Below are 26,695 nucleotides of genomic sequence, written 5' to 3'. Positions count from 1 at the left end.
CCTACGGGGAAGTCATGGATATTCAGATAATCACACGCGAAGGCGAGCCCGAATATGCGGTTCTGCCGTGGGCTCAGTATCAGGCTCTACTGAAAGCAGCAGGCATCAATGAACAACCGGCACCTGACGCGCCAGTGCGTCACGCCGCAGCACCAGACCAGATTCTTCCAGGTCTGGATCAACTACGCAGTTTGCGCGAAGGGAAGGGCATCGCCATTGAGGCGCTCGCCCGCACGGTAGGCATCAGCCCGTCTTATCTGGCCTTGATCGAAAGTGGTGAGCGTCAACCCGACGCTGCGATTCGCCGCAGCCTGGCCTGGGAATTGACGGTGCCAGGGTGGAGGGAAGAATCGTGAGCGTACGCATCAGTCGTCAACATTGGGACGGGTTGCTGGGCGAGCTGGATCAGGCGCGCCGCCAGCGCCATTTATTGACCTATCGAGCGCTGCTCGAGCGTTTGCAATTGCCCACGCCGGCAATGCAAACCCTGACCGCCGCCCTTGAACACCTGGCCGCACTGGACGCCAAGGCCGAGCAGCCATTGCGCAGCTCGCTGGTGATCAGTCAGGGCGCCAGTCGCCTGCCGCGCACTGGGTTCTTCGAATGTGTCGAGCGCCTGGGGCGTTTCTCCGGGCCGTCCGATGGTGTTGCTGCCGCCTCGTGGCATGCCTCGGAAGTGGTGCGAGTCTTCGAATACGAATACCCCGAATCGGCGGAAGCCTGAGTGTTTTTAAAGCTCAAGGCGCGAGCCGGTTACTGGTTGGCCCGCAGGTTGTTTCATTGGACATGGTTCGTGCGCCAGCCCCGTGGCTGGCGCTGGCTCGAAGGCCAGTTCGCACGCATGGCCAATCTGGGTGACGTCAGTGCTCAAAGCTTCTATGGCCACATCCTGGCCTTTCGCGGCGTTGGCCTGGGGGCTCGTGAGGAAGGCGTTCGCTTGCTGCGCCTGGCGGCGTTGGCGGGGGATGGCAAGGCGGCGTATCAGGTGGGCGTGATCTGCCTGGCCGGGACGGCGAGCAAGGCGCCGGATCCGGTTGAAGCGGCGCGATTTTGGGAAATGGCCGCGAAGGCCGGGCATCCGTTGGCTGAGATGAAGCTGAAAGAGTTGGCGTCTCGCGGTTAAGGGTGAACCTCTTGATCTGAGTCGGCCGGTCTGACGCCTTCGCGGGCAAGCCACGCTCCCACAGTTCTTGTGTCGATGGTGAATGTTGCGTTCGACACCAAACCCTGTGGGAGATTCTATGTTTGGGGGGAACACCCAAACATAGAATTTGGCTTGTATTCGGTTTGGTTTTTCATCAGGGCAAACATCACTCTGGCCAGCTTGCGTGCCAGGATAACCAAGGCCTGAGTGCCTTTTAGACCTCTGGCCAGATAGCGTTCGTAGTACGGCTTCCAGGTCGGCGAACGGCTGGCAGCCATAGCGCTATTGTGAAACAAGCGCCGGAACTCCGAGTCCCCTCGTTTAGAGAGTCGACGCTTTTGATCCTTTTGTCCTGACTGCCTCACACGCGGATCCATGCCGAGGAAAGCGACGTACTCGTCGCTGTTGGCAAATTCCCCACGCATAAAAGCAGTGGCCGCTGCGGTGGCCGTCAGGAGCCCTACGCCCTCGATGGCCTGGCAACGCTTCACCTGATCATCAATCCCACCTTCCTCAGCAATTTCCTTGAGCGTTTTCTGAATCATCTTTTCGAACTGGGCAATGGCGGCCAGAAGCTGGTTGAAGTGCTCTTTCAGCAAGGATTCGTTTTTCCAGCTCTGCTTGAGTGCAACACAGGCCCGGACCAACTGAGCCCGACGGCGAAGCAGGCTTTTCATTTGAGTGTAAGCCTTCGGTGGCGGATTCCAGATCCTCAATCTGTCGGATTCGCGGCTCAAGTAACGGGCCAGCAGTTCGGCATCCAACGTATCTGTTTTCGCCCTCATGCCTATTCCATCGCGGTATTTGTTGAGGCGACTGCCATCGATGACGTAAACGTCATGGCCCATTTCATGGGCCATTTCCGTTGTATCAAGGTGATAGATATTGGTCGCTTCTAGCGCGATAGCGCTGTGCGCTGGCAGCGTCTTGAGCCATTGCTTCAAGGTTGATCGCTTGTTCGCGATATTTAGGGTCTTTTCCAGGTCGGATCGATAGATAACGATCTCGTCCTTCGCCACATCCACACCGACGACCACCTGCGAATCCAGGATTGTCATGGCACACCCTCCGAGCTAGGGTTTAGATACTTGACGGGGTTCACCGTTGCGCTGGCTTGTTTCTATCGTCGGTCCGAGCCGATGCATTCCTTATCGGCGCATTAGGTGAAGGGGTGGGACGAAGTCTCCCACGGTCTGTACTGGTCAGAGTCAGATGACGAGCTTTAGTCCCACCCACCCCTTCAAGTCTAAACATACAAGCGAGCTTGCCCGCGAAGGCTTACGCCCAGTCATCGCTGCCCCATCAGCACTTCATCCTCTCGCGCAGGCAGCGCCAAACTGTCAATCACATGCACGCTGTACCCCGGCACATTCTTCGCGTGATGCTTGGCCTGCGACGCCATTTCCGCCAACTGGCTCGCATCGAGTTGTCCACAGGCCTGTGGATGTAAATGCACCACGCCGATCGACAGTGACAGCAGCGCAAATTCCTGCCGTACTCCCTGGCGGTTCGGGGCGATGAAGCAGCCTGCCTCCAGATGTTCACTGCGGTAGAAGCGCCGGCACTGGCTCTGGAAATCGTCGAGCAACTGGTTCAAGCGTTTACGCCAGTCTTCCGGGCCGAGCACCAGCAGGAAATCATCGCCGCCGATATGGCCGACAAAGTCGCGGGAAGGGTCGACGCGATCATTCAGGCATTGCGCCAGACACAGCAGGACTTCATCCCCACGACCGTAGCCGTAGATGTCGTTGAAGGGCTTGAAACTGTCAATGTCCACATAGCAGATCACCGATTCCCGTTGCTGTTGCAGCAGGCGCGTCAGGCACTGCTGGATCGGTACGTTGCCCGGTAGCAGGGTCAGCGGATTGGCGTAGCGGGCCTGCTGGATCTTCAGTTCGGTAATCAGCTTCAGTACGTCGATCACCCGACCCAACCCCAGATACCCGCCGTTCAGGGTAATGATGAAGTCTTCTTCAATGCGTTGTCGGGCGCGGCTGGTGATCAGGCGGCTGACCTGTTGCAGCGACTGGCTCATCTCGACGGCGAGAAAGTCATCATTCATCAAGCGGCTGATGGGCTTGCGGGCGAACAGGTCGGTGGCAAAGGGTTTGAGCAGGGCGTCCGAGAGCGAATGCCTGTGAACGATGCCGCAGGGATGGCCGTGTTCGTCGAGCACCGCCAGCGAGTTCAGGTTGGCCTGGCGACGGAAGGCTTCCAGTACCGTCGCGGTCGGCGTATCCCGCGCGACCGCTGGCTGATCCTTCAAAAGGGCACTGAGGTCACTGCCTTCGTCATTCAGCGCCACGGCGGAGCTGTCCTGCTTGGGCATCAGGCTTCGAGCATCCCGGGGCGGATGTTCCTGGGGCCGACAGAGCAAATAGCCCTGGACCAGATCGACGCCCATATCGGTCAATATGGCCAGTTCCTCAGGCAGTTCGATACCTTCAGCAATCACTTGCGCCCGGGAGGCTTTGGCGATTTGCATGATTGATCCGACAAATTCGCGCTTGAGTGCATCCTGATGAATACCGTCGATGAAGTGCCGATCGATCTTCACATAGTCAGGCCGCAGCTCGGACCACAGGCGCAAGCTCGAATAACCCGCCCCCAAATCATCCAGTGCAATGGAGAAACCCATTGCCCGATAGTGGTGCAGCGCGTTTTGCAGCAGCTGGAAATCATCGATCGGGGTCTGTTCGGTGAGTTCGATAATCACCTGGCTGGGCGGTATGCCGAAATCCTGTAGCAGTTGCAGGGTTCGACCCGGCTGGTGGGCGGCTTCGAGCAGGGATTCCGGCGATACGTTGAGAAACAGTTTGCCGGGCAGTTGCTGTTCATTGAACCGTCGGCAAGCGCTCTCGCGACAGGCAATTTCCAGCTCGTTCAAACGGCCGGCCTGGCGGGCGACGGCGAACAAGGCGACAGGCGAGTGCAACGGGCTGTTGGAGGGGCCGCGGCTGAGGGCTTCGTAGCCGATAATTCGTCGTTCAGAGAGCGAAATGATTGGCTGGAACAGGCTGTGCAAACCGCTTTGAGTCAGTATTGAACTCAACGCACCCAGCTGTTCGGTAGTGGTCATGGCGATCTCTGGCGATAAAAAAAGGACTGGGAGCGCTCTTGGATAAAAAGAGGCTCCCAGTCCTTTATTTCACGACAGAATGATGACTGTTTGATGACGCTACGGGAGCGTCAGCATTAAATTGCCATCATCTTGCTTGTCACCACTCAGTGCTTGGCGACCGCGGTATTGAGTTTCAGATAGTCCAACAGAATCCGACCCGTCTCGCTCAGGTAGGCATCGTCTTCTGGTTTGGTCTTGTCCGGCTCGGCCGCGAGTGCGTCTTCGTCTTCTTTCTTCAGCTCTTTGAGCGGCTCTTCGCCTTTGGCCTTGCGACGGATATTTTCCATCACCAGCTGCTTGGCTTCGATATCGGTATGTTGTGCACGACGATCGGCTTCATTGAGGCTGACGGTCTTTTCCGCCATCAGTTTCTGCGCCAGGGCGAGTTTGTCGCGGATGAACACGAACTCCGCATCCTTGGCCGTGCGCACGTCATGCTCGGATTTGAGCTGGGTGATGTACGGTTTGAACGGATCGCTCGCCGGCTTGATCGCCGCGCGGATGGTGTCCCACGGCATGGCTTCCGGCAGGGCGCTTTCGCCGATTTCCTTGGTGTCGATGATCGACGGGTAATCGATGTCCGGCAGAACGCCTTGATGCTGCGTGCTCTGACCGGAAACCCGATAGAACTTGGCCAGGGTCAGTTTCAGTTCGCCATGGTTCAGCGGCTGAATGGTCTGCACGGTGCCTTTGCCGAAGGTCTGGCCGCCAATGATCAGCGCGCGGTGGTAGTCCTGCATGGCGCCGGCAAAAATCTCCGAAGCCGAGGCGGACAAGCGGTTGACCAGCAACGCCATCGGGCCTTTGTAGAACGCGCCCGGGTTTTCATCTTCCAGCACATCGACCCGGCCGTCGGCGTTACGCACGAGAACGGTCGGACCTTTGTCGATGAACAGGCTGGTCAGCTCGGTGGCTTCCTGCAGGGAACCGCCGCCGTTGTTGCGCAGGTCGATGACCACGCCGTCGACTTTGTCCTTCTGCAGCTCGGTCAGCAGTTTCTTGACGTCGCGCGTGGTGCTCTTGTAGTCAGGATCGCCGGCACGGAAGGCCTTGAAGTCCAGGTAGAAGGCCGGTATCTCGATGACGCCGAGCTTGTAGTCCTTGCCGTCCTGTTTCAGGTTGAGGACCGACTTCTTGACAGCCTGGTCTTCAAGCTTCACCGCTTCGCGGGTGATCGGCACGATCTTGGAGGTCTGGTCGTTCGGCGCATTGCTGGCCGGGATGACTTCCAGTCGCACCACGGTGCCTTTCGGACCGCGGATCAGCTTGACCACTTCGTCGAGGCGCCAGCCAACCACGTCGACCATCTCTTTGTTGCCTTGGGCAACGCCGATGATCTTGTCGGCCGGTGCGACCTGCTTGGTTTTGTCGGCCGGGCCCGCAGGCACCAGGCGCACGACTTTCACCTGATCGTTGTCGCTCTGCAACACGGCGCCGATGCCCTCGAGGGACAGGCTCATGTTGATGTCGAAGTTTTCCGCGTTATCCGGCGACAGATAATTGGTGTGCGGGTCGTAGGACATGGCGAAAGTGTTGATGTAGGCCTGGAAGATATCTTCCGCGCGGGTCTGGTCCAGACGTGCCAATTGGTTCTTGTAGCGCTTGGTCAGGGTTTCCTGGATCTGCTTGGAGTCCTTGCCCGCGATCTTCTGCCGCAAAACCTCGTCCTTGACGCGTTTGCGCCACAGGTCGTCGAGCTCTGCGGTGGACTTGAGCCAAGGAGCGTCCTTGCGGTCGATCAGCAAGGTTTCCTTGGCGGTGAAGTCGATCTTGTCGACGCCCTTGTTCAGCTCTGCAAGGGCAAAGTCCAGACGCGCTTTTACGCGGTCCAGGTAGCGCTTGTAGATGGTGAAACCGGCATTGAGGTCGCCGCTTTTGAGGAAGTCGTCAAACTGGGTTTTCCATTTGTCGAATTCGGCAATGTCGCTGGCCATGAAGTAGCTGCGCGACGGATCCAGCAGCTTGAGGTAGCTGTCGTAGATGATCACGGAGCGTGCGTCATCGAGCGGGGGCTTGCTGTAGTGGTGGCGCTTGAGCAACTCGACGACATTCAGGCTGGCGATCACTTCGTCACGATCAGGCTGAAGCTTGTCCCAACTATTGGCTGCGAACGTATTGCTCGACATCGGCATCAGGCCGATACCAATAAATAGGGCGAGGGCGGTGCTGGGGAACAGATGCTTCATGCTGATTCGACGCGGGGACAATTGATAACGCATATTAGGCCGTCTTTGAAGTCGCCGGTTCCACAAGGGCCGGTCGCATAATGCAAAAAGCCCGGCGATACAGCTTCGGGCTCAGTCCAGACTCACTATGGAGGCACTGTGAAAGCATTGCAAGGCGTGGAAGGTCAAGTGGAGTGGCTTGATGAGCCCAGTCCTACATGTGATGTAGGGCAAGTTCGCATTCGGGTGGCGGCAGCGGGCCTCAATCGCGCCGATTTGTTACAGAAGGCGGGACTTTACCCGCCACCGCCGGGGGCCAGTCAGGTACTGGGTCTGGAGTGTTCCGGGGTGATCAGCGAGGTCGGCCCGGGGTCGTCATGGCAGGTGGGTGATCGTGTCTGCGCCTTGCTGGCCGGGGGTGGGATGGCCGAAGAGGTGGTTGTCGACGGACGGCATGTGCTGGCAGTGCCCGAAGGATTGTCCTTGGTAGAGGCGGCAGCGCTACCCGAAGTCTATGCGACCGTTTGGTTAAATTTATTTCATCTGGCGGGGCTCAAGCCCGGTGAGAAAGTTCTGCTGCACGCCGGAGCAAGTGGAATCGGTTCAGCCGCCATTCAGTTGTGCAAGGCGTTCGGCAGCCCGTGCTGGGTCAGCGTCGGTTCTGCCGAGCGGCTGGCTTACTGTGAAGCGCTGGGTGCCCAGGGGGGCGCGGTACGCACCGACGAACTTGAAAGCTTGAGCGACCTGGGTCCGTTCGATGTGATTCTCGACCCGGTCGGCGGTAACTACGCCGCACTGAACCTGAAACTGCTGGCCCGCGATGGCCGTTGGGTGCTGATCGGCTTGATGGGTGGCCGTGAAGCGAAGCTGGATCTGGCGCAGGTGCTGGCCAAGCGTGTGCAGCTGCTGGGTTCGACTTTGCGCAGTCGTGACGACCAGTTCAAGGCGGATCTGTTCAGCGATTTGAGCCAGCATGTCTGGCCGCTGTTTGCCGAAGGGCGGTTGAGTCCGCAGTTGGCGAAGACTTTTCCGATCAAGGATGCGGAAGCGGCGTTTGCCGAGTTGGCGACCAATAAGGTGGCGGGGAAGTTGGTGCTGGTGATCGACGAAAGCCTGACCTGAGATCGGGGATGCTTTGAAAAGATCGCTGCCTTCGGCAGCTCCTACAGGATGTTCGTCATTCAAGTGTAGGCGCTGCTGCGGGCTGCGATCTTTTGCTTTTATTTCCAGGTATGGATCGGCCAGCCAGCCTTTTCAGCGTGCTCAAGCAACACCGGATCGGGGTTCACCACGTGTGGGAATTCTACTTTCAGCAACAACGGCAAATCATTGCGTGAATCCGAATAGAAACTCGCGCCTTCCAGGTTTTCCTCTTCCGCATCCAGCCATTCCAGCAAGCGCGTGATCTTGCCTTCGCGGTAGGTCAGCGTGCCAACGGTGTGGCCGCTGTAAACCCCATGCAGCACCTCCAGTTCGATACCCAGAATCTCGTCGATGCCCAAGCGATCGGCAATCGGCCTGACCAGGTGCGTACCCGACGCCGAGATCACCAGAATCCGGTCACCCGCCTTACGGTGCGCAGCGATGGCCTTGGTGGCGTCGCTGAAGATGATCGGTTCGATGAAGTCTTCCACCCACGGCCCCACCAGATGGTCGATCTCTTCCGGCGTGCGTCCGATCATCGGCTCGAGGCTGAAGGTCATGTATTCCTCCATGCGCAGCTTGCCGTGGCTGTAAGCGTCCATCAATTCGTTGTTCTGCCGCATGAACGACTCGGGATCGACCCAGCCCAGGCGGCCCATTTGCTCGCTCCAGAGGGTGGCGCAGTCGCCGTGGATCAGGGTTTCGTCCAGATCAAAAATTGCCAGGGCCATCAGTGCAGTTCTCTCTTCAACATCAGCAAAGGCATCAGGCTACCTCACACAGGGCCGTCGGATCGATGGAAAGCGCCAGACGCTGACCATCGGGATGCAGATCGGCCGCCGAGCGGTTGAGCACATCCACCACCAGTTCCACGCCACGGGCCTCGACCCGGTAGCGGATCACGTTCCCCAGCAGGCTGTGGCTGCGTATTTGTGCATAGAGTTCGCCGTTCAGGCTCAGTTCGATGGCTTCCGGGCGAATCGCGATGCGATGCGCGATCGGTCGTTGCAGCAGTTTCGTGGCGCTGTCGGCGTCCAGCAGGTTGTAGTTACCGATGAAACCGGCGGCAAAAACATCCACGGGGGCGGTGTACAGGGTTTCGGCGTCGCCGCTCTGTACGATCTTTCCCTGATTCATCAGGAAAATCCGGTCAGACATGGTCAGCGCTTCTTCCTGATCGTGTGTGACGAAGATCGTGGTCAGGCCGAGTTCGCGCTGGATCTGACGGATCTGTTCGCGCAAGTGCTTGCGAATGCGCGCATCGAGCGCTGACAGCGGTTCATCGAGCAACAACAGACGTGGGCGAGTCACCAATGAGCGGGCGAGGGCGACACGCTGGCATTGCCCCCCCGACAACTGATGGGGATAACGCGCAGCAAAGTCATTCAGCTCCACCAGTTTCAACACGTCGGCAACGCGCTTCTGGCTGTCGTCGCTGTTGACCTTTTGCATGCGCAAACCGAAGGCGACGTTTTGCTCAACGGTCATGTTGGGGAACAGGGCATAGCTCTGGAATACCATGCCGATCCCGCGCTTCTGCGGGCTCAGTGGTACGAGATCGTGTCCATCGAGCAGGATCTTGCCGCCATCCACCGATGTCAGGCCGGCAATGCAGCGCAGAAGCGTGGATTTGCCACAACCGGACGGGCCGAGGAGGGTGACGAATTCACCCTTCTGGATTTCGCAGTTGATGTCGCTGAACACCGTGGTGCCGGCGTAGTTTTTCTGCAGATGTTGGACGCTGACATAGCTCATTCGCTTTTGTCCTTGTTCAAGATATTGGCCGCCCAGGTCAGAACCAGCACAAAGAAGAAGTAGGAAATCACCACCGCACTGGTGAAGTGGCCGCTGCTGTTACGCATGTTGTTGAGGTAGACCTGCAGGGTTTCGTAGCGGGTGCCGACGAGGATGTTGGCGAACACGAACTCACCGAACAGGAACGAGAACGACAGCAGCAACGCCACCATCAAACCCTTGCGCAGGTTCGGCAATACGACCAGGAACGCTGCTTGCCAGGTGCTGGCACCGAGCAGTTGGGCAGCGTCCATCAGGTCGTGCAGGTTGATGGCTTGCAGGTTGTTGGTAATGGCCCGGTACATGAACGGCAGCGCCACAGTGAAATAGCAGCCGATCAGAATCCAGGGCGTGCCGACCATCGCGAACGGCCCCGACCCGTAAAGCTGCAATAACCCCACCGACGACACCACCGGCGGCACCGCGAAGGGCAGCAGGATCAGGATGTTCATCCACGCGTCGAGTTTCGGGAAGTGGTAATGCACCACGAATAGCAGCGGCAAAATCAGCACCACCGCCAGGATCAGCGAACCGACGCAGACCAGCAGCGATTGACCGAAAGCACTCAGGAAACGCGGATCGCTCCACAACTGCACGTACCATTTGAAGCTGAAACCGCTGGGCAGAATGGTTGCCGACCAACTGCTGGAAATCGAGTAGATAAAGGTGCCGACCAGCGGCAGTAACAGAATGGCAAACAGCAGGTACACCACGACGCGGTGATAAACACCGGCCGGGCCCAATTCAGCGCGAGACATGGTAGCTCCTCTTCAACAGCAACTGATGCACGACGGTCACCAGCGTCATCAACGCCACCAGTACCACGGCCAGAGCGCTGGCCAGGTTCGGGTCCAGGGAAATGTCGCCCGAGACCATCGCCGCAATACGGATCGTCATCACGTTGAAGTTGCCGGTGGTGAGGGCGTACACGGTGGCGTAGGCGCCGAGGGCGTTCGCCAGCAGGATCACGAACGTGCCGAGCAGCGCAGGCGTCAGCACCGGCAAACCGATGTGTCGCCAGAATTGCCAGCCGTTGGCGCCAAGCAGTTCGGCGGACTCGCGCCAGTCTTCACGCAGGGCGTCGAAGGCCGGGTAAAGCAGCAGCACGCCCAGGGGAATCTGGAAGTAGGTGTAAAGAATGATCAGCCCGGTTTTCGAGTACAGGTTGAAGTCCTGAATGATCCCGGCCTGCTTGAGCATGAGGGTGATGCTGCCGTTGAAACCCAGCAGGATAATGAACGCGAAAGCCAGGGGCACGCCGGAGAAATTACTGGTCATGTTGGCGAAGGCGTTGACGAAGTTGCGCAGTTTCGAGTCGACCCGACGCAGGGAATACGCACCAAGCACCGCGATGATGATCCCGAACACGCTGGACCAGAAGCTGATCTCGAGGCTGTACTGGATTGCCTGCAAGTAGAACTTCGAGCTGAAGATCCGGGTGAAGTTGGCCAGGCCCCAGCCGGACTCTTCCGATTCAAGGCTGTTGATCATCACCCAGACGAGCGGGGCGATCTCGAACACGATAAAGAACAGTGCGAAAGGCACCAGGCACAAGGCTGCCAGCCATTTGCCGCGAGTCATGGCGTTCACTTGAGCAGCTCCCGGCACACAGGTTTGTCGTGGGTCACACCCAGCAGTTCGCAGACGGTGCCGCAGATCTCGGTTTGCCTGGGCGCAGCGCTGGTGTTGAAACTGAATGCATCACCGAGCACGAACAGCGGTACTTCGCGTTCTTCGGGCAGCAGGCCGTTGTGGGAGCGATCGTTGTTCATGCCGTGGTCGGCGGTGACCAGCACCTGGTAACCGGCGTCGAGCCAGCCTTGCAGGTAGTCCGCGAGGAGGATGTCCGCCGAACGGGCACTGTTACGGTATTGCTGGGTGTCGAGGCCGTGCTTGTGCCCGGCGTCGTCGATGTTCATGGGGTGTACCAGGAGGAAATTCGGTGCATGCCGCAGGCGCAGGTTTTCCGCGTCGGCGAACAGGTGCGAATCCGGGTAATGGTCGTTCCAGTAGAAATGTCCGTGCTGGATCGGCATTTCGGGATCGTCGGTGTGACGGTCCCGGGCGGCTACGAACGGCGAACGGTTATACAGCTCGCTCACCCAGTGATAGGCCGCGGCGGCAGTTTTAAGACCGGCATCGGTGGCGTAGTGATAGATGCTGCGCTGACTGGACAGGCGCGAGACGTTGTTGTGGACGATGCCACTGTCGATCGGCGTGACGCCGGTCAGGATGCATTCATACAGTGGGCGGGACAGGGCCGGCAGTTCGCACTCCAGTTTGTAGAGCGCCGCGCGTCCTGCGCCAACGTAAGCCTGCAAGTGCCCCATGGCGTGGCGCGCAACCTCGTAATTGAGGCCGTCGAGCACGACAAGGATGACGTTGTGCTTCATAGGGCGGAACTCCGCGAAACAGGTGGATCGATAAAATGTGTAGCAGCCGGCTTGCTGGCGATCCATACGCCGCGGTCTGACGGAGCACCGCAGTGATGCAATCGCCGGCAAGCCGGCTCCTGCAGCTTTATTTCATCTCGACGATGACTTCTTCGTTCCACTTCTGCGGCAGGGCCTTGGAGGTCTTCTCCCACGCGTCCGCGTCCTTGATCGGAGTCACTTTTTTGTACTGCTCGTTAGGCAGCAACTGAGCCTGAACATCGGCCGGCAATGTCAGGTGTTCGGCACGGATCGGACGAGCGTTGCCGCGCGCCAAGTTGATCTGGCCGGCGTCGCTGAAGATGTATTCGCGGGCCAGTTTGGCGGCGTTCGGGTGCTTGGCGTATTTGTTGATGATGGTGGTGTAACCGGAAATCACCGAGCCGTCGGATGGAATCAGTACGGTGTAGTCATCCGGATTCGCCATCTTCGCCTTGTAGCTCAGACCGTTGAAGTCCCAGACCACACCAACTTCGATTTCGCCCTTTTCCATCGTGGCGATGGTCGGGTTGGACATGGACAGACGACCTTGCTTGGCGATGTCGGCGAACAGCAACAGTGCGGGCTGGAGGTTTTTCTCGTCGCCGCCGTTGGCCAGAGCAGCAGCCAGCACACCGTTGGCAGCTTGGGCCGCAGTGCTCACGTCGCCGATGGAGACCTTGTACTTACCGTCTTTCAAGTCAGCCCATTTGGTTGGCGCATCGGAGCCGTGCAACAATTTTTTGTTGATGATGAAGGCGATGGTGCCGGTGTAGGCCAGTGCCCAGTTACCATCCTTGTCCTTCGCCCAGTCAGGAACCTGAGCCCATGTGCTTGGCTTGTACGGTTGGACCACGCCTTGCTTGACTGCGATCGGGCCGAATGCTGCACCGACGTCGCCGATGTCGGCGCTGGCGTTGTCTTTTTCAGCGGCGAACTTGGCGATTTCCTGGGCCGAGCTCATGTCGGTGTCGATGTGTTTCAGGCCGTAGTTCTTGGCCAGGTCATCCCAGGTGCCTTTCCAGTTGGCCCAGTTGTCGGGCATGCCGACGCTGTTGACCTCACCTTCCGCTTTCGCAGCGGCTTCCAGGGTTTTCAGATCGGTATCAGCCGCCATGGCGGCGGTGCACAGGGCAATGGTCGAGCCTAACAGTGATGCCAGGAAAAGCTGTTTCATTCCGAAGCTCCTTTGGTCGTTATCAACGCTGCGATTGCGGTGGTGTTGGTCTAGGTCAGCAATACCTGAGCCAATTTAGGCGCCTCTGATGACATTTTGATGTCGATCAGCGGTCCGCCTCCATTTTTTGTGCAACAGCGCTCAGGCTTCGGGATAAGCGTAGACCATGGCTAAAGAGCTGATATGAAAGGACTTGGCCATGAAATTGCAGGCACCTGACAGCACCGTTCAGCGCCTTTGTCATCTGTCAGTCATCTGGAGTGCCTAGGCTTGCTGATAGTTGAAGGAGCCGTTTCCAATGACGGTTTCGCCCCGAAACAGTGCTGGTCTAGTCCAGATAGGTAACGTTGATGCGCATCGAGACAACCAAAGCGGTGACAGCTATCGGGCAGGTTCTTCAGGAACAACTCGATCACGGGCTGCTGGCGCCCGGCAGCAAGTTACCGGCGGAGCGCAAGCTCAGTGAGTTATTCGGCACCACACGCATAACCGTGCGCGAAGCATTGTTGCAGTTGGAAGCCCAAGGGCAGATTTATCGCGAGGAGCGTCGGGGCTGGTTCGTGTCGCCGCCGCGCCTGGCTTATAACCTGATGCAGCGCAGTCACTTTCACGCGATGGTCAGCGCTCAGGGGCGGGTGCCGTCCACCGAAGTGATTTCGGCACGGCTGCAACCGGCGTCGGCAGCGGTCTGTGCCTGGCTGCAGTTGCCGGCGTTGTCGAGTGTGATTCAGGTCTGCCGGGCTCGGCGGATTGATGAGCGGCTGGTGCTGTATGTGGAGCACTACCTCAATCCGCAGTATTTTCCGGGGATCCTGGAGTTTGATTTGAATCAGTCGATTACCGAGTTGTACGCGCGGCATTACGACTTGCACTACGGGCGGGTGCGTTTCGAGATCGTGCCGACGGCGCTGTCGGCGGATGCCGCTGCGGCGCTACGGGTGTCGGTCGGGAGCCCTGGATTGCGCATCGCCCGGGTCAATTACGACCAGCATGAGCGGCTGATCGATTGTGACCTGGAGTTTTGGCGGCACGATGCGATTCATGTCGGCGTTGATGTGGTCTGAGCCTGGCCGCCGCAGGTTCTTTCATTATCCGAAGCGGTAAATGTCCATGCCCAGGGCACCCATGGTGAACCCCTTATGGCTGACGCTGAAAGTCCCGCCAGCACCACGGGCGAAGTACAGCGGCAACAAATGCTCATCACTCGGGTGGTTGCGCACAGCGTTCGGTGCTTGCTGACGATAGTCATGCAACGCGGCTTCATCGTTCGCTTCGAGTTTTTCGATCATCCAGTCGCGGAATTCCCTGGCCCACGGTTCGACGCTTTCGGGACCCGCATGCCAGTCCAGTTCGCGCAGGTTATGGGTGATGCTGCCGGAGCCGATCAACAGAACGCCCTGTTCGCGCAGGCTGGCCAGTGCGTGCCCGACGCGGGTTTGCAGGGCAGGGCCGCCGCGTGTAGGCAGCGAGACTTGCACCACCGGAATGTCGGCTTGCGGGTACATCAACGACAAAGGCACCCATACGCCATGGTCGAAAGGTCGTTCGGTGTCGATGCGGGCGGGCAAGTCACTGCGCTTCAGCAACTGGACAACCTCTGCGGCCAACTGTGGATCGCCGGGTGCCGGGTATTGCACCTCGAACAATGCCTTGGGAAAGCCACCGAAGTCATGCCAGGTTTCAGGGTGCGGATTGCCGCTGACCAACAGTTCATTGTTTTCCCAGTGGGCGGAAACAATCACTATGGCCCTGGGTTTTGGCAACTCGCCAGCCAGGCGCGCGAGAGCCGGCCCACTAGCGCCGGGTTCCAGGGCCAGCATGGGTGAGCCATGGGATATATACAGGCTGGGCAACATGAATGAGCTCCTGAGAGTTAAGATGGGCGTCATCTTCAGTCAGATCATTGATCTAAATCTAATATAAGTTTTAGGGTGTTTTGATCGAATTTTCGGAGATATTTATGCAGCCGGAGTTTTGGCACAAGCGGTGGACGTCGAATCAGATCGGCTTTCATCTGCCGGAAGTGAATCCATATCTGCAACGGTACTGGCCTCAGTTGGGCCTGGAGGACGGGACGCGCGTACTGGTGCCGTTATGTGGGAAAAGCCTGGATTTGCTATGGCTGGCGAAATGCGGTCACGAAGTCTTGGGTGTCGAGTTGTCGGAAAAAGCGGTGGAAGACTTTTTCCACGAGCACCAATTTGATCCGGATGTCAGCGATCAAGGGCCTTTTACGGTGTATCGGGCGGGGTCGATCGAGATCTGGTGTGGTGATTTCTTCGCCCTGACTGCCGGCGATGTTGCCGATTGCAGCGCTCTGTACGACCGCGCAGCGTTGATAGCCTTGCCACCGAAGATGCGAGAGCAATATGCGGCTCATCTGAACCGGATTCTGCCGAAAGACACTTTGGGGCTTTTGATCACGCTGGATTACGACCAGGCGCAAAAAGACGGGCCGCCGTTTGCCGTGCCTGATGATGAAGTGCAACGGTTGTTCGGCGCGGTGTGGTCGCTGAAGATTCTGGAAGACCAGGATGTCCTGGGTGAGAGCTGGAAGTTCATCGAGAGCGGCGTGACGCGGCTTGAGGAACGGGTTTATCGGGTTTCCAGTCATTAAGTTGTGTTGATTGTGCTTGCCGGCGATGAGGCCAGTGTCAGCACCACACAATTCAGACAAAAAAAGGCCCGCATCACTGCGGGCCTTTTCTTTATTGCGGAACCGCTCAGCCCCGACGACGCAGTGCGTCGATACGCTCTTCAAGCGGCGGGTGGCTCATGAACATGCGAGCCAACCCTTGTTTGATGCCACCGTTGATACCAAACGCGCTCAGGGTGTCCGGCATATGCACCGGCAGGCCTTGTTCAGCGCGCAGGCGTTGCAGCGCGCCGATCATCGCGTTGGTGCCCGCCAGGCGAGCACCGGCTTCATCTGCACGGAATTCACGTTTACGCGAGAACCACATGACGATGGCGCTGGCGAGAATGCCCAGGACCAGTTCGGCGAAAATGGTCGCCACGTAGTAGGCGATGCCCTGGCCTTCTTCGTTCTTGAAGATCACCTTGTCGACAAAGTTGCCGATGATCCGTGCGAAGAACATGACGAAGGTGTTCACCACGCCCTGGATCAGTGCCAGGGTGACCATGTCACCGTTGGCCACGTGACCGATTTCGTGGGCCAGAACGGCTTTCACCTCATCCGGCGAGAATCGTTCGAGCAAGCCCTGGCTGACCGCGACCAGTGCGTCGTTCTTGTTCCAGCCAGTGGCGAAGGCGTTCGCCTCGTAGGCCGGGAAAATCCCGACTTCCGGCATCTTGATCCCGGCTTCGCGGGACAGTTGCTCGACCGTTTGCAGCAGCCATTGCTCATGACGTGTGCGCGGCTGGGTAATGATCTGGGTGCTGGTACTCATTTTCGCCATCCACTTGGAGATGAACAGCGAGAACAGCGAACCGGCGAAACCAAAGACCGCACAGAAAATCAGCAGCTGATTGAGGTTGAGATCAACCCCATTGGCCGCCATGAACCCGTTGAAGCCGAAAAGGCTCAGGGTGATGCTGGCAATCAGCACGACCGCCAGGTTAGTGGCCAAAAACAGCAGGATGCGCATCATGGTTGTAGAAATCTCCTTTTGCTAAAGATGTAGCGTACTGCGGGGTATATAAGGTGCTGCACCGGGCTATTCAACCGGGTGACTATTTCAAACTGTGTCCTACAGCAAGAGTCTAGCCGCTTGCAGGACATTTCCGACGTGGATACGGGAAGCGATTGTCAGCCGATTCGCATCGCAAGCCCCGCCATTGTTGGACGCAGCCACGAAACATGAAGCCGGTGAACAATTGAAGCGGGGATGCCCGGCAAGGGGTAAAGATATGTTGCTGAATTGATCCTCGTGCGACTTTCGTTAAAAAGTCGCACGCGGCCAGTCCGATTACTGGCGATAGGATTTGAGGAAGTTGCCAATCCGTCCGATGGCCATGTCCAGGTCGTCGACGCGCGGCAAGGTCACCACGCGGAAGTGGTCCGGCCATGGCCAGTTGAAGGCGGTGCCTTGTACGACCAGCAGCTTTTCCGACAGCAGCAGGTCGAGCACGAATTTTTCGTCGTTGTGGATCGGGCAGACTTTCGGGTCAATGCGCGGGAACGCATACAGTGCACCCATCGGCTTGACGCAGCTCACGCCGGGAATGTCATTGAGCAATTCCCAGGTTCGGTTGCGTTGTTCCAGCAGGCGCCCTTGCGGCAGCACCAGGTCATTGATGCTCTGGTAGCCGCCGAGGGCGGTCTGGATCGCGTGCTGGCTCGGCACGTTGGCGCAAAGACGCATGTTCGCCAGCATGTCGATGCCTTCGATGTAGCTTTGCGCGTGGTGTTTCGGCCCGGAGATGGCAATCCAGCCGGAACGGAAACCGGCGACGCGATAGGACTTGGACAGGCCGTTGAAGGTCAGGCACAGCAAGTCCGGCGCCAGCGAAGCGGTGCAGATGTGCACGGCGTCGTCGTACAGGATCTTGTCGTAGATCTCATCGGAGAACACCACCAGATTGTGCTGACGGGCCAGCTCCAGCATGCCCAGCAGCACTTCCTTGGAATACACCGCGCCGGTCGGGTTGTTCGGGTTGATGATCACCAGCGCCTTGGTATTCGGGGTGATCTTGGCCTTGATGTCGGCCAGGTCCGGCCACCAGTTGGCCTGTTCGTCACACAGGTAATGCACCGGGTTGCCGCCGGACAGGCTCACGGCGGCAGTCCACAGCGGATAGTCGGGAGCCGGCACCAGCACTTCGTCGCCGTTGTTGAGCAGGGCCTGCATCGACATCACGATCAGTTCGGAAACGCCGTTGCCCAGGTAGATGTCTTCAATGCCGACGCCTTCTACCTGCTTCTGCTGGTAGTACTGCATGACGGCTTTACGCGCACTGAACAGGCCCTTGGAGTCGCTGTAGCCCTGGGCCGTCGGCAGGTTGCGGATCACGTCCTGGAGGATTTCGTCCGGCGCTTCGAAACCAAAAGGCGCCGGGTTGCCGATGTTCAGCTTGAGGATGCGATGGCCTTCCTCTTCCAGGCGTTTGGCGTGCTTGAGCACTGGGCCGCGAATGTCGTAGCAGACGTTGGCGAGCTTGTTCGATTTGCTGACCTGCATGGCGATGTGTTCCCGAAAATGAACGATCCAGGCGGCGTCTGAACCACCGTACTGGGAATCCTGCGTATTCACACAGGCTGACGCCTTGAGAGGCAGCACTCATAAATCCGTTTGAATGCGCGTGGTCTGGCTGCCAGACTGGCGTTTGACGAGGCGCAATCATACGTGCCGCCCGATCCGTGGAAAAGGTACAGATCGGGCTTTTTCAGCTGCCGAGGTGTGATGATGGAAAAGTTGGAAAAAACCCTGGAAGAATGGCGGGCGATGCTCGATCCGGAGCAATACAACGTTTGCCGCCTCAAGGGCACCGAACGCCCGTTTTCCGGCAAATACAATGACAGCAAGATCGACGGTATTTACCACTGCATCTGCTGCAACGAGCCGCTTTTCGACTCCAAGACCAAATTTGATTCCGGTTGCGGCTGGCCGAGCTTCTATGCCCCGATCGGCGACAGCGCCATGGTCGAGATCCGTGACGTCAGCCACGGCATGATCCGCACCGAAGTGGTCTGCGCCAAATGCGATGCGCACCTGGGGCACGTATTCCCGGACGGTCCGCCGCCGACAGGCTTGCGTTATTGCATCAACTCGGTGTGCCTGGACCTGGTGCCGCGCTCGTAAAGCGACCCCTGTAGGAGCTGCCGAAGGCTGCGATCTCCTGATCTTGGTTTTCTCGCGATTGCCGAAGATCAAGATCAAAAGATCGCAGCCTTCGGCAGCTCCTGCGCCAACTGTCGTTCAGTGATCCGTCATACCTATTAATTAAATTGCACACAATTCAATTGCTCGCTATGTTTGCCTCATATTCCTTCACATCAGAGCGCACATCATGAGCGACAACCTGCTGAGCATCCCGTGCACCACCATCAAGGGTGAGCAAAAGACCCTGGCTGACTTCGCCGGCAAAGCGGTGCTGGTGGTCAACACCGCGAGCAAATGCGGCTTTACTCCGCAATACAAAGGCCTCGAGGAGCTGTGGCAGACCTACAAGGACCAGGGCCTGGTGGTGCTCGGTTTTCCCTGCAACCAGTTCGGCAAGCAGGAGCCGGGTAACGAAGGGGCGATCTCCGAGTTCTGCGAGCTGAACTACGGTGTCAGTTTCCCGTTGTTCAAAAAGATCGACGTTAACGGCACCGACGCCCATCCACTGTTCGTGCAGTTGAAAAAACGTGCGCCGGGTGTGCTGGGTTCCCAAGGCATCAAGTGGAACTTCACCAAGTTCCTGATCGGCAAGGACGGCCAGCTGGTCAAGCGTTTCGCTCCGGCGACCAAGCCGCAGGACCTGAGCCGCGAGATCGAAGCCCTGCTCAAATGAACACCTTGTCCGTCGATTCCCTGAAGCTCGACAGCCAACTCTGCTTCAAACTGTACGCCGCCTCGCGGGCGGTGATCCGTGCCTACAAGCCAATGCTTGATCAGCTCGGCCTGACCTATCCGCAATACCTGGCGATGCTGGTGTTGTGGGAATGGCAGGAGGCAGCACCTGATCAACCTACGGTAAAGGCGCTGGGCGAGCGTTTGGCGCTGGACTCCGGCACGTTGACGCCGCTGCTCAAGCGACTTGAGCAGTTGCAACTGGTTCAGCGCCAACGTTCGGCGCGGGATGAGCGCGAGGTGCACCTGAGCCTGTCGCCAACCGGCAAGGCATTGCGTGATCAGGTCGGACCGCTCAAGGCCCGCTTGCTGTGCGACAGCGGCGTCGATCTGGACCGGCTCAATGACTTGCGCGATGGTCTCGATCACCTGCTGGGGCAGATCAGGTCGTTGTCGTAGTCGTAGTCGGCATCCATAAATCCAGTAGCGCAGCCAGTTCTTCGCGCCGGAAGGGTTTGGCCAGGTAATCGCTCATGCCCGCCGCACGGCAGCGTTCGCGCTCTTCGGACATGGCGTTGGCGGTCAGGGCGACGATGGGCAACTGCGGCCAGCGCCCGCTGCGACGGATTTGCCGACTGGCTTCGTAGCCATCCATCACCGGCATGTTGCAGTCCATCAGCACCAGATCGAACTCACTGTGTTCCAGTTGATCCAGCGCTTCACCGCCGTGAGCCGCGACAATCACCTCGCAGCCGAGTTTTCCGAGCATGCCCTTGGCCACCAACTGATTCACCGGATTGTCCTCCACGAGCAGTACCCGACCGCGTCGCTGAGGTGAGAGGGCTTCCAGGCGTGCATCGTTGAGGATGTTGACTTCCGGTTGCAGGATTCGCCGCAGTGTCTGGTAAAGCGCATTACGTGCCAACGGCCGCGCCTGTTGTTGCAGGGGGGCCAGGGCGCTGGCCTGTTCGCTGGGCATGAAACTGCCATAAGCGGTCACCAGCAAAATGGGCGCGGTGCAGTTGGGGCGCAGGCCAAACAGGCATTCCGGACAATCGGTGATCACCATGTCGGGCTTCAGACCAATCATTGAGTCATCGATCGAGCGTTGCTGGTAATCGAGTCCCCATCCCGGCAACAGGCTTTTCAACAGCTCTGCCAGGCCGCTGCTGGCAGCGGTAATCGCGATGACCTTGCCGCGCAGTGTCGCCGGTGGCAGGGCGCGGGTGTGGCAGGGCAGTGGCAGATCGGCGCAGAACTGGCTGCCGAAACCCGCTTCCGAGCTGATGGTGAGGCGCCCCTCCATGGCTTCGCAAAGGTTGTAGGTCAACGCCAGCCCCAGCCCGGTGCCGCCGAATTGTCGGGTAATACCCGCGCCGGCCTGGGTAAAGGGCTGGAAGATCTTGACCTGAGCGTCCTGGGCGATACCGATGCCGGTATCGCAGACTTCGATTCTGACGCCTTCTTCGAAGGTCGACAGGCGCACATCGACCCGACCGAACCGGGTGAACTTGAGCGCGTTGGACAAGAGATTGCTGACGATCTGCCGCACGCGAGTCGGATCGCCGAGCACCAGCGCCGGAAAAGCCGGATCGATCAGGCACGTCAGCTCGACGCTGGGCGCCGCGTTCTGCGACAGCAGGTTGGCGGTGTCCTCGATCAGTGAGCCGAGGTCGAACGGAATGTGTTCGAGCTCGAGCTGGCCGGCATCGAATTTCGACAGGTCGAGAATATCGTTGAGCAATTCCACCAGCACTTTGCCCGAGTCATGGGCGATGGACAGTTGTTGCTGTTGCTCGGCATTCAGCGGGCCGTCGAGGGAAAGGGCGATCATCCCCAGCAATCCATTGAGGGGCGTGCGGATTTCGTGGCTCATGTTGGCGAGGAACACCGAGCGTGCTTCCGCCATGTCCAGGGCCGTGCTGCGTGCGACTTCCAGTTCCTGATTGGACTGGCTGAGCCGGGTGTTGATCGCCTTGAGTTCTGCGGTGCGCGCAGACACGATGTTTTCCAGTTGCCCAAGGTAGTCGGTCAGGCGGTTTTCGGCGTTACGTCGCTGCTGGATTTCGGTAGCGATGTTTTCAAACTGCTGGTTTGCAACTTTGACCAGCACACCGATCTCATCGTTTTCATGGCCCGCCGGGTACTCCAGCCAGGTCGGTTCGACGCTGCGCGGATCGCGGCTGCTGAGTTCGCGGATGACTCGCACCAGCGGTTTGGTCAGCATCACGTAGAACAACGCCAGCAGGATGCCGGTCAGGAGCAGGCTGCGGGCGAACCCATTGAGCAGGGTGATTTCGGCCCGGCGCAGGAACCGGTTGCCAAATGAATAGGTGTCGACATCCAGACGCAGTGTGCCGAGGGATTCGCTCGGCAAGTGATCCAGATACAGACGGTCTTCGAACGCGCGGTCGGCTCCGAACAGGAAGTCACTGATCACCCGATAGCCGCTCTGCACGCCAGGCCGCTTGACGCTGGCCAGCACGGTGCCGTTGTTGTCGGTCAGTTGCGCGCCGATGATCGCCGGTGAGCGCAGCAGGCCCAAGGTCAGTTCCTGGGCGAGTTCGGCGTCGATGTTGTAGGCAATGCGCGAGGCGGGGTTATGGCTGATTTCCAGTAAAGACAGTATTTCCCGGTTGATGGAGGCGTCTTCACTGGCATAATCGATGCCTATTTGCAGCAGGCTGAGCAGCGTGCCCAGAATGAAACCGACCAGCACGGTAAGCCGGGCTTGTTTGTAGGACAGCCGGTTGGTGAACTTGATATCCATGGGGTGTTGAACCACTTCCGTTTCCCTTCGCTGCTCAAGCATAGTCGATCATGCATGGATACCGATGTTCTCGCGAGCCCTTGTGCAACAAGGGATGACCCGGGCACCGACCGCCGTGTTTCGTCGCTGTAGCGCCATCATTACTGTGAACGTGCCCGAGGAGAAGACGTGGATTCCCGATTGAATGCTTTTCTTGAACGCGCCGATGCCGTTCTGGCTCGAATCGAACCGTTGCTGCCTGCACCTCGACAATCCATCGACTGGACGCAATGCCTGGCTGCACGTTGGCAACGCGAGGGTCGCAGCGGTTTTCTGTTGCCGCTGCACGTCAGCCTCGACATGCGTTTGTCCGACCTGATCGGCGTCGACCGGCAACTGGAACAGCTGGGGCGCAATACCCAACAGTTCATCGACGGCATGCCGGCCAACCACGCCTTGCTCTGGGGCTCGCGTGGCACCGGTAAATCGTCGCTGGTGCGTGCCTTGCTGGCCGAGCATGCCAAGGCCGGTTTGCGGCTGATCGAAATCGAGCGCGACCACCTGGCGGACCTGCCACGGGTGGTCGAACAGATTGCCAGGTTGCCCCAGCGCTTCGTGCTGTTCTGCGATGACCTGTCGTTCGAATCGGGCGAAGGTGATTATCGCGTGCTCAAGAGCGTGCTCGACGGTTCCCTCGAGCAGGCACCGGATAACGTTTTGTTGTACGCCACCTCCAACCGTCGCCATCTGGTGCCGGAAAAGGAAAGCGACAACGAGAACTGGAAACGGGTCGACGGCGAGCTGCATCCCAGCGAAGCCGTGGAAGACAAGATCGCCCTGTCGGACCGCTTCGGCCTGTGGCTGTCGTTCTATCCGTTTACCCAGGAACACTTCCTCAATGTGGTCGAGCACTGGATCGGTCAGTTGGCCGACAAGGCCGGCCTGAAATGGCAACGTGACGAAGAGCTGGACATCCTCGCGGTGCGTTGGGCTACCGGCCGGGGCAATCGCAACGGACGTTGCGCCTATCAATTTGCCCGCTATTGGGTCGGGCTCAAGCTGTTGGAGCACAAGGCATGATCGATTTACAACAAAGCGGCCAGGGCCTCGAAGGCTACGGCATGCTGCACGCACAGCTGGAATCCTTGCTGGCGGACGAGCGGGACTTCATCGCCAACGCCGCGCAATTTTCCGCGTTTCTGTATAACCAACTGGATGACCTGAACTGGGCCGGTTTCTACCTCAATCGCAACGAAGAGCTGGTGCTCGGTCCGTTCCAGGGGCAAATCGCCTGTGTGCGCATCCCGTTCGGTCGCGGTGTGTGTGGCACGGCGGCGGCGACATTGCAGACGCAGTTGGTCGAAGACGTGCACGCTTTCCCCGGACATATCGCCTGCGACAGCGCGTCGAACAGCGAGCTGGTCGTGCCGCTGGTCAAGGACGGTCGCCTGATCGGCGTGCTGGACCTCGACAGCCCGAAGCTCGCGCGGTTTACCGCTGACGATCAAGCCGGCATTGAAAAACTGGCGGCCATTTTCCTGCGCCTGACCGATTGCTGATCATGCCTTGAGGCCTGCCTTGGCCAGCAGGCCTTCCGGATCCACGGCGTCGATCTGCTGTGGATCAAGGAATCGGTCGGCGTACTGCTGATAGATCCCGGCGTTGATGAACAGCCCGAACAATTCAGGGTCAATGTGGGCATCCCGGCACATGGTGGCCATGATGCCCAGCGCTTCGCTCAAGGATTTGGCTTTCTTGTAGGGGCGATCAGCGGCGGTCAGCGCTTCGAAGATATCGGCAATCGCCATCATCCGCGCCGGCAGGCTCATTTCTTCACGCTTCAGCTGCTTGGGATAACCGGTGCCGTCCATTTTTTCGTGGTGGCCGCCAGCGATTTCCGCAACGTTGTTGAGGTGGGCGGGGAAGGGCAGGTGGCTGAGCATCAGGATCGTCTGCACCATGTGGTGGTTGATGATGTAACGTTCCTCGCGAGTCAAGGTGCCCCGGGCAATGCTCAGGTTGTAGAGTTCGCCCCGGTTGTACTTGTAGCGCGGCACGTCGAGTTTGAAACCCCACGGATTGTCTTCCGGAATCAGTTCGGCCTCGGCGCGTTCGAACAGGTGCTCGGGTTTGTCCGCCAGCAACGGCTCGCTGACCGGCAGCGTCGGTGCCGGTGTTTGCGCCTGGCGCCGATTCTCTTCCCAGGAAACACCCAATCGGTCATCCAGGGTTCGGGTCCAGGTCCGTTGAGCCAGGCTGCGCAGGCGTTGCAGATCGGCATCGGCCATCGCCTCGCCGCCCAGATTGCAACGGGCTATAAACGCGAAGTCATCGTCGAGCCCCGCCAGAGTTGCGTCGCGCAGTTCAGCCAGGTGCTGCTCGTCACCGCCCAGGGCAATGGCCTGCCAGTAACTGACCCAGGCATCGCGCTTGAGCACTTCGAAACGGGTGCGGATTTCGTGAATGCGATCGTTCAGGGTTTCCAGCTTCGTGGCTTTATCGACGACGTATTCCGGCGTCGTGACCTTGCCGCAGTCATGCAGCCATGCAGCGATGTGCAGCGCCTCCCACTCGTCTTCGGTGGGTTGATAACCGCTGAAGGCGGGGTCCTGACTGGTCGCGGCAGCCTGGGCGAGCATCAAGGTCAGCGCCGGGACGCGCTGGCAGTGACCGCCAGTGTAGGGGCTTTTGGCATCAATCGCGCCGGCCAGCAGTTGAATGAAGGCGTCCAGCAACTGTTTCTGTTTGGCTTGCAGGCGTTGACTTTCGATACTCACGGCAGCCGCGCCGGACACGGCCTGAAGGAACGCAATGCGGTCCGGACGAAGCTTCTCGAGATCGCTTTGGTGGCCGCTATCCTCCAGCAACAGGATCAACAGGCCCACGGTTTCGTTATGACGATTGTGCAGACGGATACCGATCAGGTGCACCCGCGGACACCCCATCGCCAGCAGCACTTTCTGCAAATCCCCCGCCTGTTCGAAACCGAGATTGATCACCACATTGTCGGCATTCGACAGTTGCAGCATCCAAGCGGGGCTTTGCGGGCCGCCAGGCTCGTGGCCGCGAATGTCGAACGCCGGCAATGCCTGTGAAATATCGTCGATCACCAGGCCGTGAGGCTCCATGCGATCACCGTCATTTTCCCGGAGGTAGATCAGACCGGCCTGGGCCTGGCCGATTTTCACGGTTTCGAACAAAACCCGCTCCAGCAAGGGCGCAAACCGGGTCTCGGCGCTCAGGCTGTCGGTGATCTGGAAAAAACTTGCCAGGGTATCTTTCATGCGGGTCATCGACACGCTCAGTTGGTCGACTTCGAGCACCGGCGAGCGACGGGAGACCGGAAAATTGAAATTGAAACTGCGAATGGCATCGGCTTCCTGCACCAATTTGCGCAGGGGTTTGACCAGAATTCTTGAGGTCAGCCAGCCCAGCGGCAGGCACAACAGCAATGTGGCCAATGTAATCAACGCCCCTTGCCAGCGCATGCGGTAGGCATCGGCGAGCAATTCGTCTTCCGGCACCAGCAGCGCCAGTTGCAATCCCTGGGGACCACCCTCCTGCATGCGGCTGCGGGCAACGATCCATTGACGGCCAGCGGCTTTCAGCCGATTGCCTGTTGGCGGATTGCTCAGTAGTGCGCCGAGGCTGGGGCTCAGGTCGGCGGCCTTGCTCAGGCGGGCGGTCTGGTCGTCGACGATCAGCTTGCTGCTGTCGGGGTAAGCGATGGCATTGCCTTCGGCATCGAACAGGACGATTTCGGTACTGGGGGTGACGACATGTTTGGCCAGCGTCGCGGACAGTTCTGCCAGCGTCAGGTCCGCGCCCAGGATTGCATGAGCACCGCTGCGGCGGGCCAGGGTGGTGCCGACGTTGTGAGTGGAGAAAAAGAGGTAGGGTTCGGTGATGATCTGATCGCTGTCGCGGCGGGCATTGGAAAACCAGTTACGTGTTCGCGGATCGTAGGTGTCGTCGGGGTTGTCCTGCCGACTGACGAGGTTCAGGTCCTGATCGAAAAACAGTGACTGGGAATGCACCGGGCCGCCGTTTCGCTCGATGCTCCACACTTGATACACCGCATTGCCCGGGGCGTTGAGCAGGGTTTTCAGGGCGGCGGTTCGCAAGGGGCGAACCATGAAGAAATCCCCGTTATCGTAGCCCAGGTACAGCGAGGCCAGATCAGGGTTGTCCTTGAGCGACTGGCTGAAAGGGCCGAGCAGCGCCAGGCGTTGTTCCAGGCTCGTAGCCTGCGCCGCCGGGTTGTATACCAGCAGGCTCAACAGATGATGGATGGGCTCATAGGTGGCGTGCAGGTCCAGCCGGACGTCCTGCTCGATGCGCTCGAAGAGCTTTTCACTGCTGGAAAGAATGATCTGCGTGGTTTGCCGATAGTTGAAAATGCCCAGCACCACGCCGGTCAGGAGCAACAGCAGGGTAAACATCACACTGATATGCACGTGCAACGGAAACCGGCGTTGGTCCGGGCGCAGTGGGCTGGGCATTGCAGGTCACTCCATGCGGTTTAACACACTGCTC

25 protein-coding genes are annotated in these 26,695 nt (G+C 58.9%); 11 read left to right on the top strand and 14 right to left on the bottom strand.

Annotated features, from left to right (window positions below; all coding sequences use genetic code 11):
* Nucleotides 1-14: 14 nt before the first annotated feature.
* From ACM1ZW_RS00570 to ACM1ZW_RS00560, 3 genes are read left to right on the top strand one after another with little or no spacing between them, the layout of a single operon-like run.
* Nucleotides 15-356, top strand: coding sequence for a helix-turn-helix domain-containing protein (locus tag ACM1ZW_RS00570; RefSeq protein WP_017337367.1), 342 nt, complete (start codon nt 15-17; stop codon nt 354-356).
* Nucleotides 353-724 carry a hypothetical protein gene (locus tag ACM1ZW_RS00565; protein WP_003223109.1) on the top strand — a complete coding sequence of 124 codons (372 nt, stop codon included), beginning with the start codon at nt 353-355 and terminating at the stop codon, nt 722-724. The genes ACM1ZW_RS00570 and ACM1ZW_RS00565 overlap by 4 nt, the downstream gene beginning before the upstream one ends.
* Nucleotides 725-1,123: a hypothetical protein gene (locus tag ACM1ZW_RS00560; RefSeq protein ID WP_017337368.1), complete on the top strand. Its 399-nt coding sequence runs from the start codon at nt 725-727 to the stop codon at nt 1,121-1,123.
* A 116-nt stretch (nt 1,124-1,239) separates the two neighbouring features.
* Here ACM1ZW_RS00560 and ACM1ZW_RS00555 read toward each other — a convergent pair whose 3' ends face one another.
* The 3 genes from ACM1ZW_RS00555 to ACM1ZW_RS00545 all read right to left on the bottom strand — a co-directional run bounded on the left by ACM1ZW_RS00555 (nt 1,240) and on the right by ACM1ZW_RS00545 (nt 6,451).
* Nucleotides 1,240-2,202, bottom strand: a complete 963-nt coding sequence (locus ACM1ZW_RS00555) for an IS110 family transposase (protein ID WP_017341458.1) — start codon at nt 2,200-2,202, stop codon at nt 1,240-1,242.
* A 230-nt stretch (nt 2,203-2,432) separates the two neighbouring features.
* Nucleotides 2,433-4,223, bottom strand: a complete 1,791-nt coding sequence (locus tag ACM1ZW_RS00550; protein WP_017337369.1) for a bifunctional diguanylate cyclase/phosphodiesterase — start codon at nt 4,221-4,223, stop codon at nt 2,433-2,435.
* Between the two features lie 146 nt (nt 4,224-4,369).
* Nucleotides 4,370-6,451 carry a carboxy terminal-processing peptidase gene (locus ACM1ZW_RS00545; protein WP_162491070.1) on the bottom strand — a complete coding sequence of 694 codons (2,082 nt, stop codon included), beginning with the start codon at nt 6,449-6,451 and terminating at the stop codon, nt 4,370-4,372.
* A 138-nt stretch (nt 6,452-6,589) separates the two neighbouring features.
* Between ACM1ZW_RS00545 and ACM1ZW_RS00540 the strand changes: the two genes are divergently transcribed.
* Nucleotides 6,590-7,552, top strand: a complete 963-nt coding sequence (locus ACM1ZW_RS00540; protein ID WP_017337371.1) for a zinc-binding dehydrogenase — start codon at nt 6,590-6,592, stop codon at nt 7,550-7,552.
* 98 nt (nt 7,553-7,650) lie between these two features.
* Here the strand turns inward: ACM1ZW_RS00540 and ACM1ZW_RS00535 are convergent, their stop codons facing one another.
* The 6 genes from ACM1ZW_RS00535 to ACM1ZW_RS00510 all read right to left on the bottom strand — a co-directional run bounded on the left by ACM1ZW_RS00535 (nt 7,651) and on the right by ACM1ZW_RS00510 (nt 12,955).
* Nucleotides 7,651-8,304 (bottom strand): HAD family hydrolase, encoded by a 654-nt coding sequence (locus ACM1ZW_RS00535; protein WP_017337372.1) that lies wholly within the window; start codon nt 8,302-8,304, stop codon nt 7,651-7,653.
* 34 nt (nt 8,305-8,338) lie between these two features.
* On the bottom strand, nt 8,339-9,328 hold the full coding sequence (locus ACM1ZW_RS00530) for an ABC transporter ATP-binding protein (protein ID WP_416740000.1): 990 nt from the start codon (nt 9,326-9,328) through the stop codon (nt 8,339-8,341).
* Nucleotides 9,325-10,125 (bottom strand): ABC transporter permease, encoded by an 801-nt coding sequence (locus tag ACM1ZW_RS00525; RefSeq protein ID WP_017337374.1) that lies wholly within the window; start codon nt 10,123-10,125, stop codon nt 9,325-9,327. Before ACM1ZW_RS00525 ends, ACM1ZW_RS00530 begins: the two co-directional genes overlap by 4 nt.
* Nucleotides 10,112-10,948, bottom strand: a complete 837-nt coding sequence (locus ACM1ZW_RS00520) for an ABC transporter permease (RefSeq protein ID WP_162491084.1) — start codon at nt 10,946-10,948, stop codon at nt 10,112-10,114. The genes ACM1ZW_RS00525 and ACM1ZW_RS00520 overlap by 14 nt, the downstream gene beginning before the upstream one ends.
* 5 nt (nt 10,949-10,953) lie before the next feature.
* Nucleotides 10,954-11,760 carry an alkaline phosphatase family protein gene (locus ACM1ZW_RS00515; protein WP_017337376.1) on the bottom strand — a complete coding sequence of 269 codons (807 nt, stop codon included), beginning with the start codon at nt 11,758-11,760 and terminating at the stop codon, nt 10,954-10,956.
* Between the two features lie 127 nt (nt 11,761-11,887).
* Complete coding sequence (locus ACM1ZW_RS00510; RefSeq protein WP_414878081.1) at nt 11,888-12,955, bottom strand: ABC transporter substrate-binding protein; 1,068 nt, start codon at nt 12,953-12,955, stop codon at nt 11,888-11,890.
* Between the two features lie 350 nt (nt 12,956-13,305).
* On the opposite strand from ACM1ZW_RS00510, the gene ACM1ZW_RS00505 reads away from it, so the two are divergent.
* The gene (locus ACM1ZW_RS00505; RefSeq protein ID WP_017337378.1) at nt 13,306-14,019 is read left to right on the top strand and encodes a UTRA domain-containing protein; all 714 of its coding nucleotides are present in this window, start codon (nt 13,306-13,308) and stop codon (nt 14,017-14,019) included.
* A gap of 24 nt (nt 14,020-14,043) precedes the next feature.
* Here ACM1ZW_RS00505 and ACM1ZW_RS00500 read toward each other — a convergent pair whose 3' ends face one another.
* Entirely contained in the window at nt 14,044-14,811 is a 768-nt protein-coding gene (locus tag ACM1ZW_RS00500) for a DODA-type extradiol aromatic ring-opening family dioxygenase (RefSeq protein ID WP_416739999.1), read from the bottom strand.
* Nucleotides 14,812-14,915: 104 nt separating this feature from the next.
* Here ACM1ZW_RS00500 and ACM1ZW_RS00495 point away from each other — a divergent pair, with 104 nt between their 5' ends.
* The gene (locus ACM1ZW_RS00495) at nt 14,916-15,572 is read left to right on the top strand and encodes a thiopurine S-methyltransferase (protein WP_017337380.1); all 657 of its coding nucleotides are present in this window, start codon (nt 14,916-14,918) and stop codon (nt 15,570-15,572) included.
* Between the two features lie 106 nt (nt 15,573-15,678).
* Here ACM1ZW_RS00495 and htpX read toward each other — a convergent pair whose 3' ends face one another.
* Entirely contained in the window at nt 15,679-16,566 is an 888-nt protein-coding gene (gene htpX, locus ACM1ZW_RS00490; RefSeq protein ID WP_017337381.1) for a protease HtpX, read from the bottom strand.
* A gap of 318 nt (nt 16,567-16,884) precedes the next feature.
* A complete protein-coding gene (locus ACM1ZW_RS00485) occupies nt 16,885-18,096 on the bottom strand; it encodes a pyridoxal phosphate-dependent aminotransferase (RefSeq protein WP_008030363.1) in 1,212 nt (403 codons plus the stop codon).
* 225 nt (nt 18,097-18,321) lie between these two features.
* Here ACM1ZW_RS00485 and msrB point away from each other — a divergent pair, with 225 nt between their 5' ends.
* The 3 genes from msrB (at nt 18,322) to ACM1ZW_RS00470 (ending at nt 19,869) form a co-directional block, all read left to right on the top strand.
* The gene (gene msrB / locus ACM1ZW_RS00480; protein WP_031318585.1) at nt 18,322-18,717 is read left to right on the top strand and encodes a peptide-methionine (R)-S-oxide reductase MsrB; all 396 of its coding nucleotides are present in this window, start codon (nt 18,322-18,324) and stop codon (nt 18,715-18,717) included.
* Nucleotides 18,718-18,925: 208 nt separating this feature from the next.
* On the top strand, nt 18,926-19,411 hold the full coding sequence (locus ACM1ZW_RS00475; protein WP_017337384.1) for a glutathione peroxidase: 486 nt from the start codon (nt 18,926-18,928) through the stop codon (nt 19,409-19,411).
* Nucleotides 19,408-19,869 (top strand): MarR family winged helix-turn-helix transcriptional regulator, encoded by a 462-nt coding sequence (locus ACM1ZW_RS00470; RefSeq protein ID WP_017337385.1) that lies wholly within the window; start codon nt 19,408-19,410, stop codon nt 19,867-19,869. The genes ACM1ZW_RS00475 and ACM1ZW_RS00470 overlap by 4 nt, the downstream gene beginning before the upstream one ends.
* Here ACM1ZW_RS00470 and ACM1ZW_RS00465 read toward each other — a convergent pair.
* Nucleotides 19,853-22,180, bottom strand: coding sequence for a response regulator (locus tag ACM1ZW_RS00465; protein WP_416739998.1), 2,328 nt, complete (start codon nt 22,178-22,180; stop codon nt 19,853-19,855). The two genes, ACM1ZW_RS00470 and ACM1ZW_RS00465, sit on opposite strands and share 17 nt — an antisense overlap.
* A gap of 168 nt (nt 22,181-22,348) precedes the next feature.
* Here ACM1ZW_RS00465 and ACM1ZW_RS00460 point away from each other — a divergent pair, with 168 nt between their 5' ends.
* Both ACM1ZW_RS00460 and ACM1ZW_RS00455 read left to right on the top strand, forming a co-directional pair.
* On the top strand, nt 22,349-23,239 hold the full coding sequence (locus tag ACM1ZW_RS00460; RefSeq protein ID WP_017337387.1) for an ATP-binding protein: 891 nt from the start codon (nt 22,349-22,351) through the stop codon (nt 23,237-23,239).
* On the top strand, nt 23,236-23,718 hold the full coding sequence (locus ACM1ZW_RS00455) for a GAF domain-containing protein (protein WP_017337388.1): 483 nt from the start codon (nt 23,236-23,238) through the stop codon (nt 23,716-23,718). The genes ACM1ZW_RS00460 and ACM1ZW_RS00455 overlap by 4 nt, the downstream gene beginning before the upstream one ends.
* On the opposite strand, the gene ACM1ZW_RS00450 is transcribed toward ACM1ZW_RS00455, so the two are convergent.
* Nucleotides 23,719-26,661, bottom strand: coding sequence for an HD domain-containing phosphohydrolase (locus ACM1ZW_RS00450; protein ID WP_416739997.1), 2,943 nt, complete (start codon nt 26,659-26,661; stop codon nt 23,719-23,721).
* Between the last annotated feature and the right edge of the window lie 34 nt (nt 26,662-26,695).

It is taken from the genome of Pseudomonas sp. NFX71 (assembly GCF_048079215.1).
Lineage (GTDB): Bacteria > Pseudomonadota > Gammaproteobacteria > Pseudomonadales > Pseudomonadaceae > Aquipseudomonas > Aquipseudomonas fluorescens_B.
This window is presented reverse-complemented; position numbering and strand designations above follow the sequence as displayed.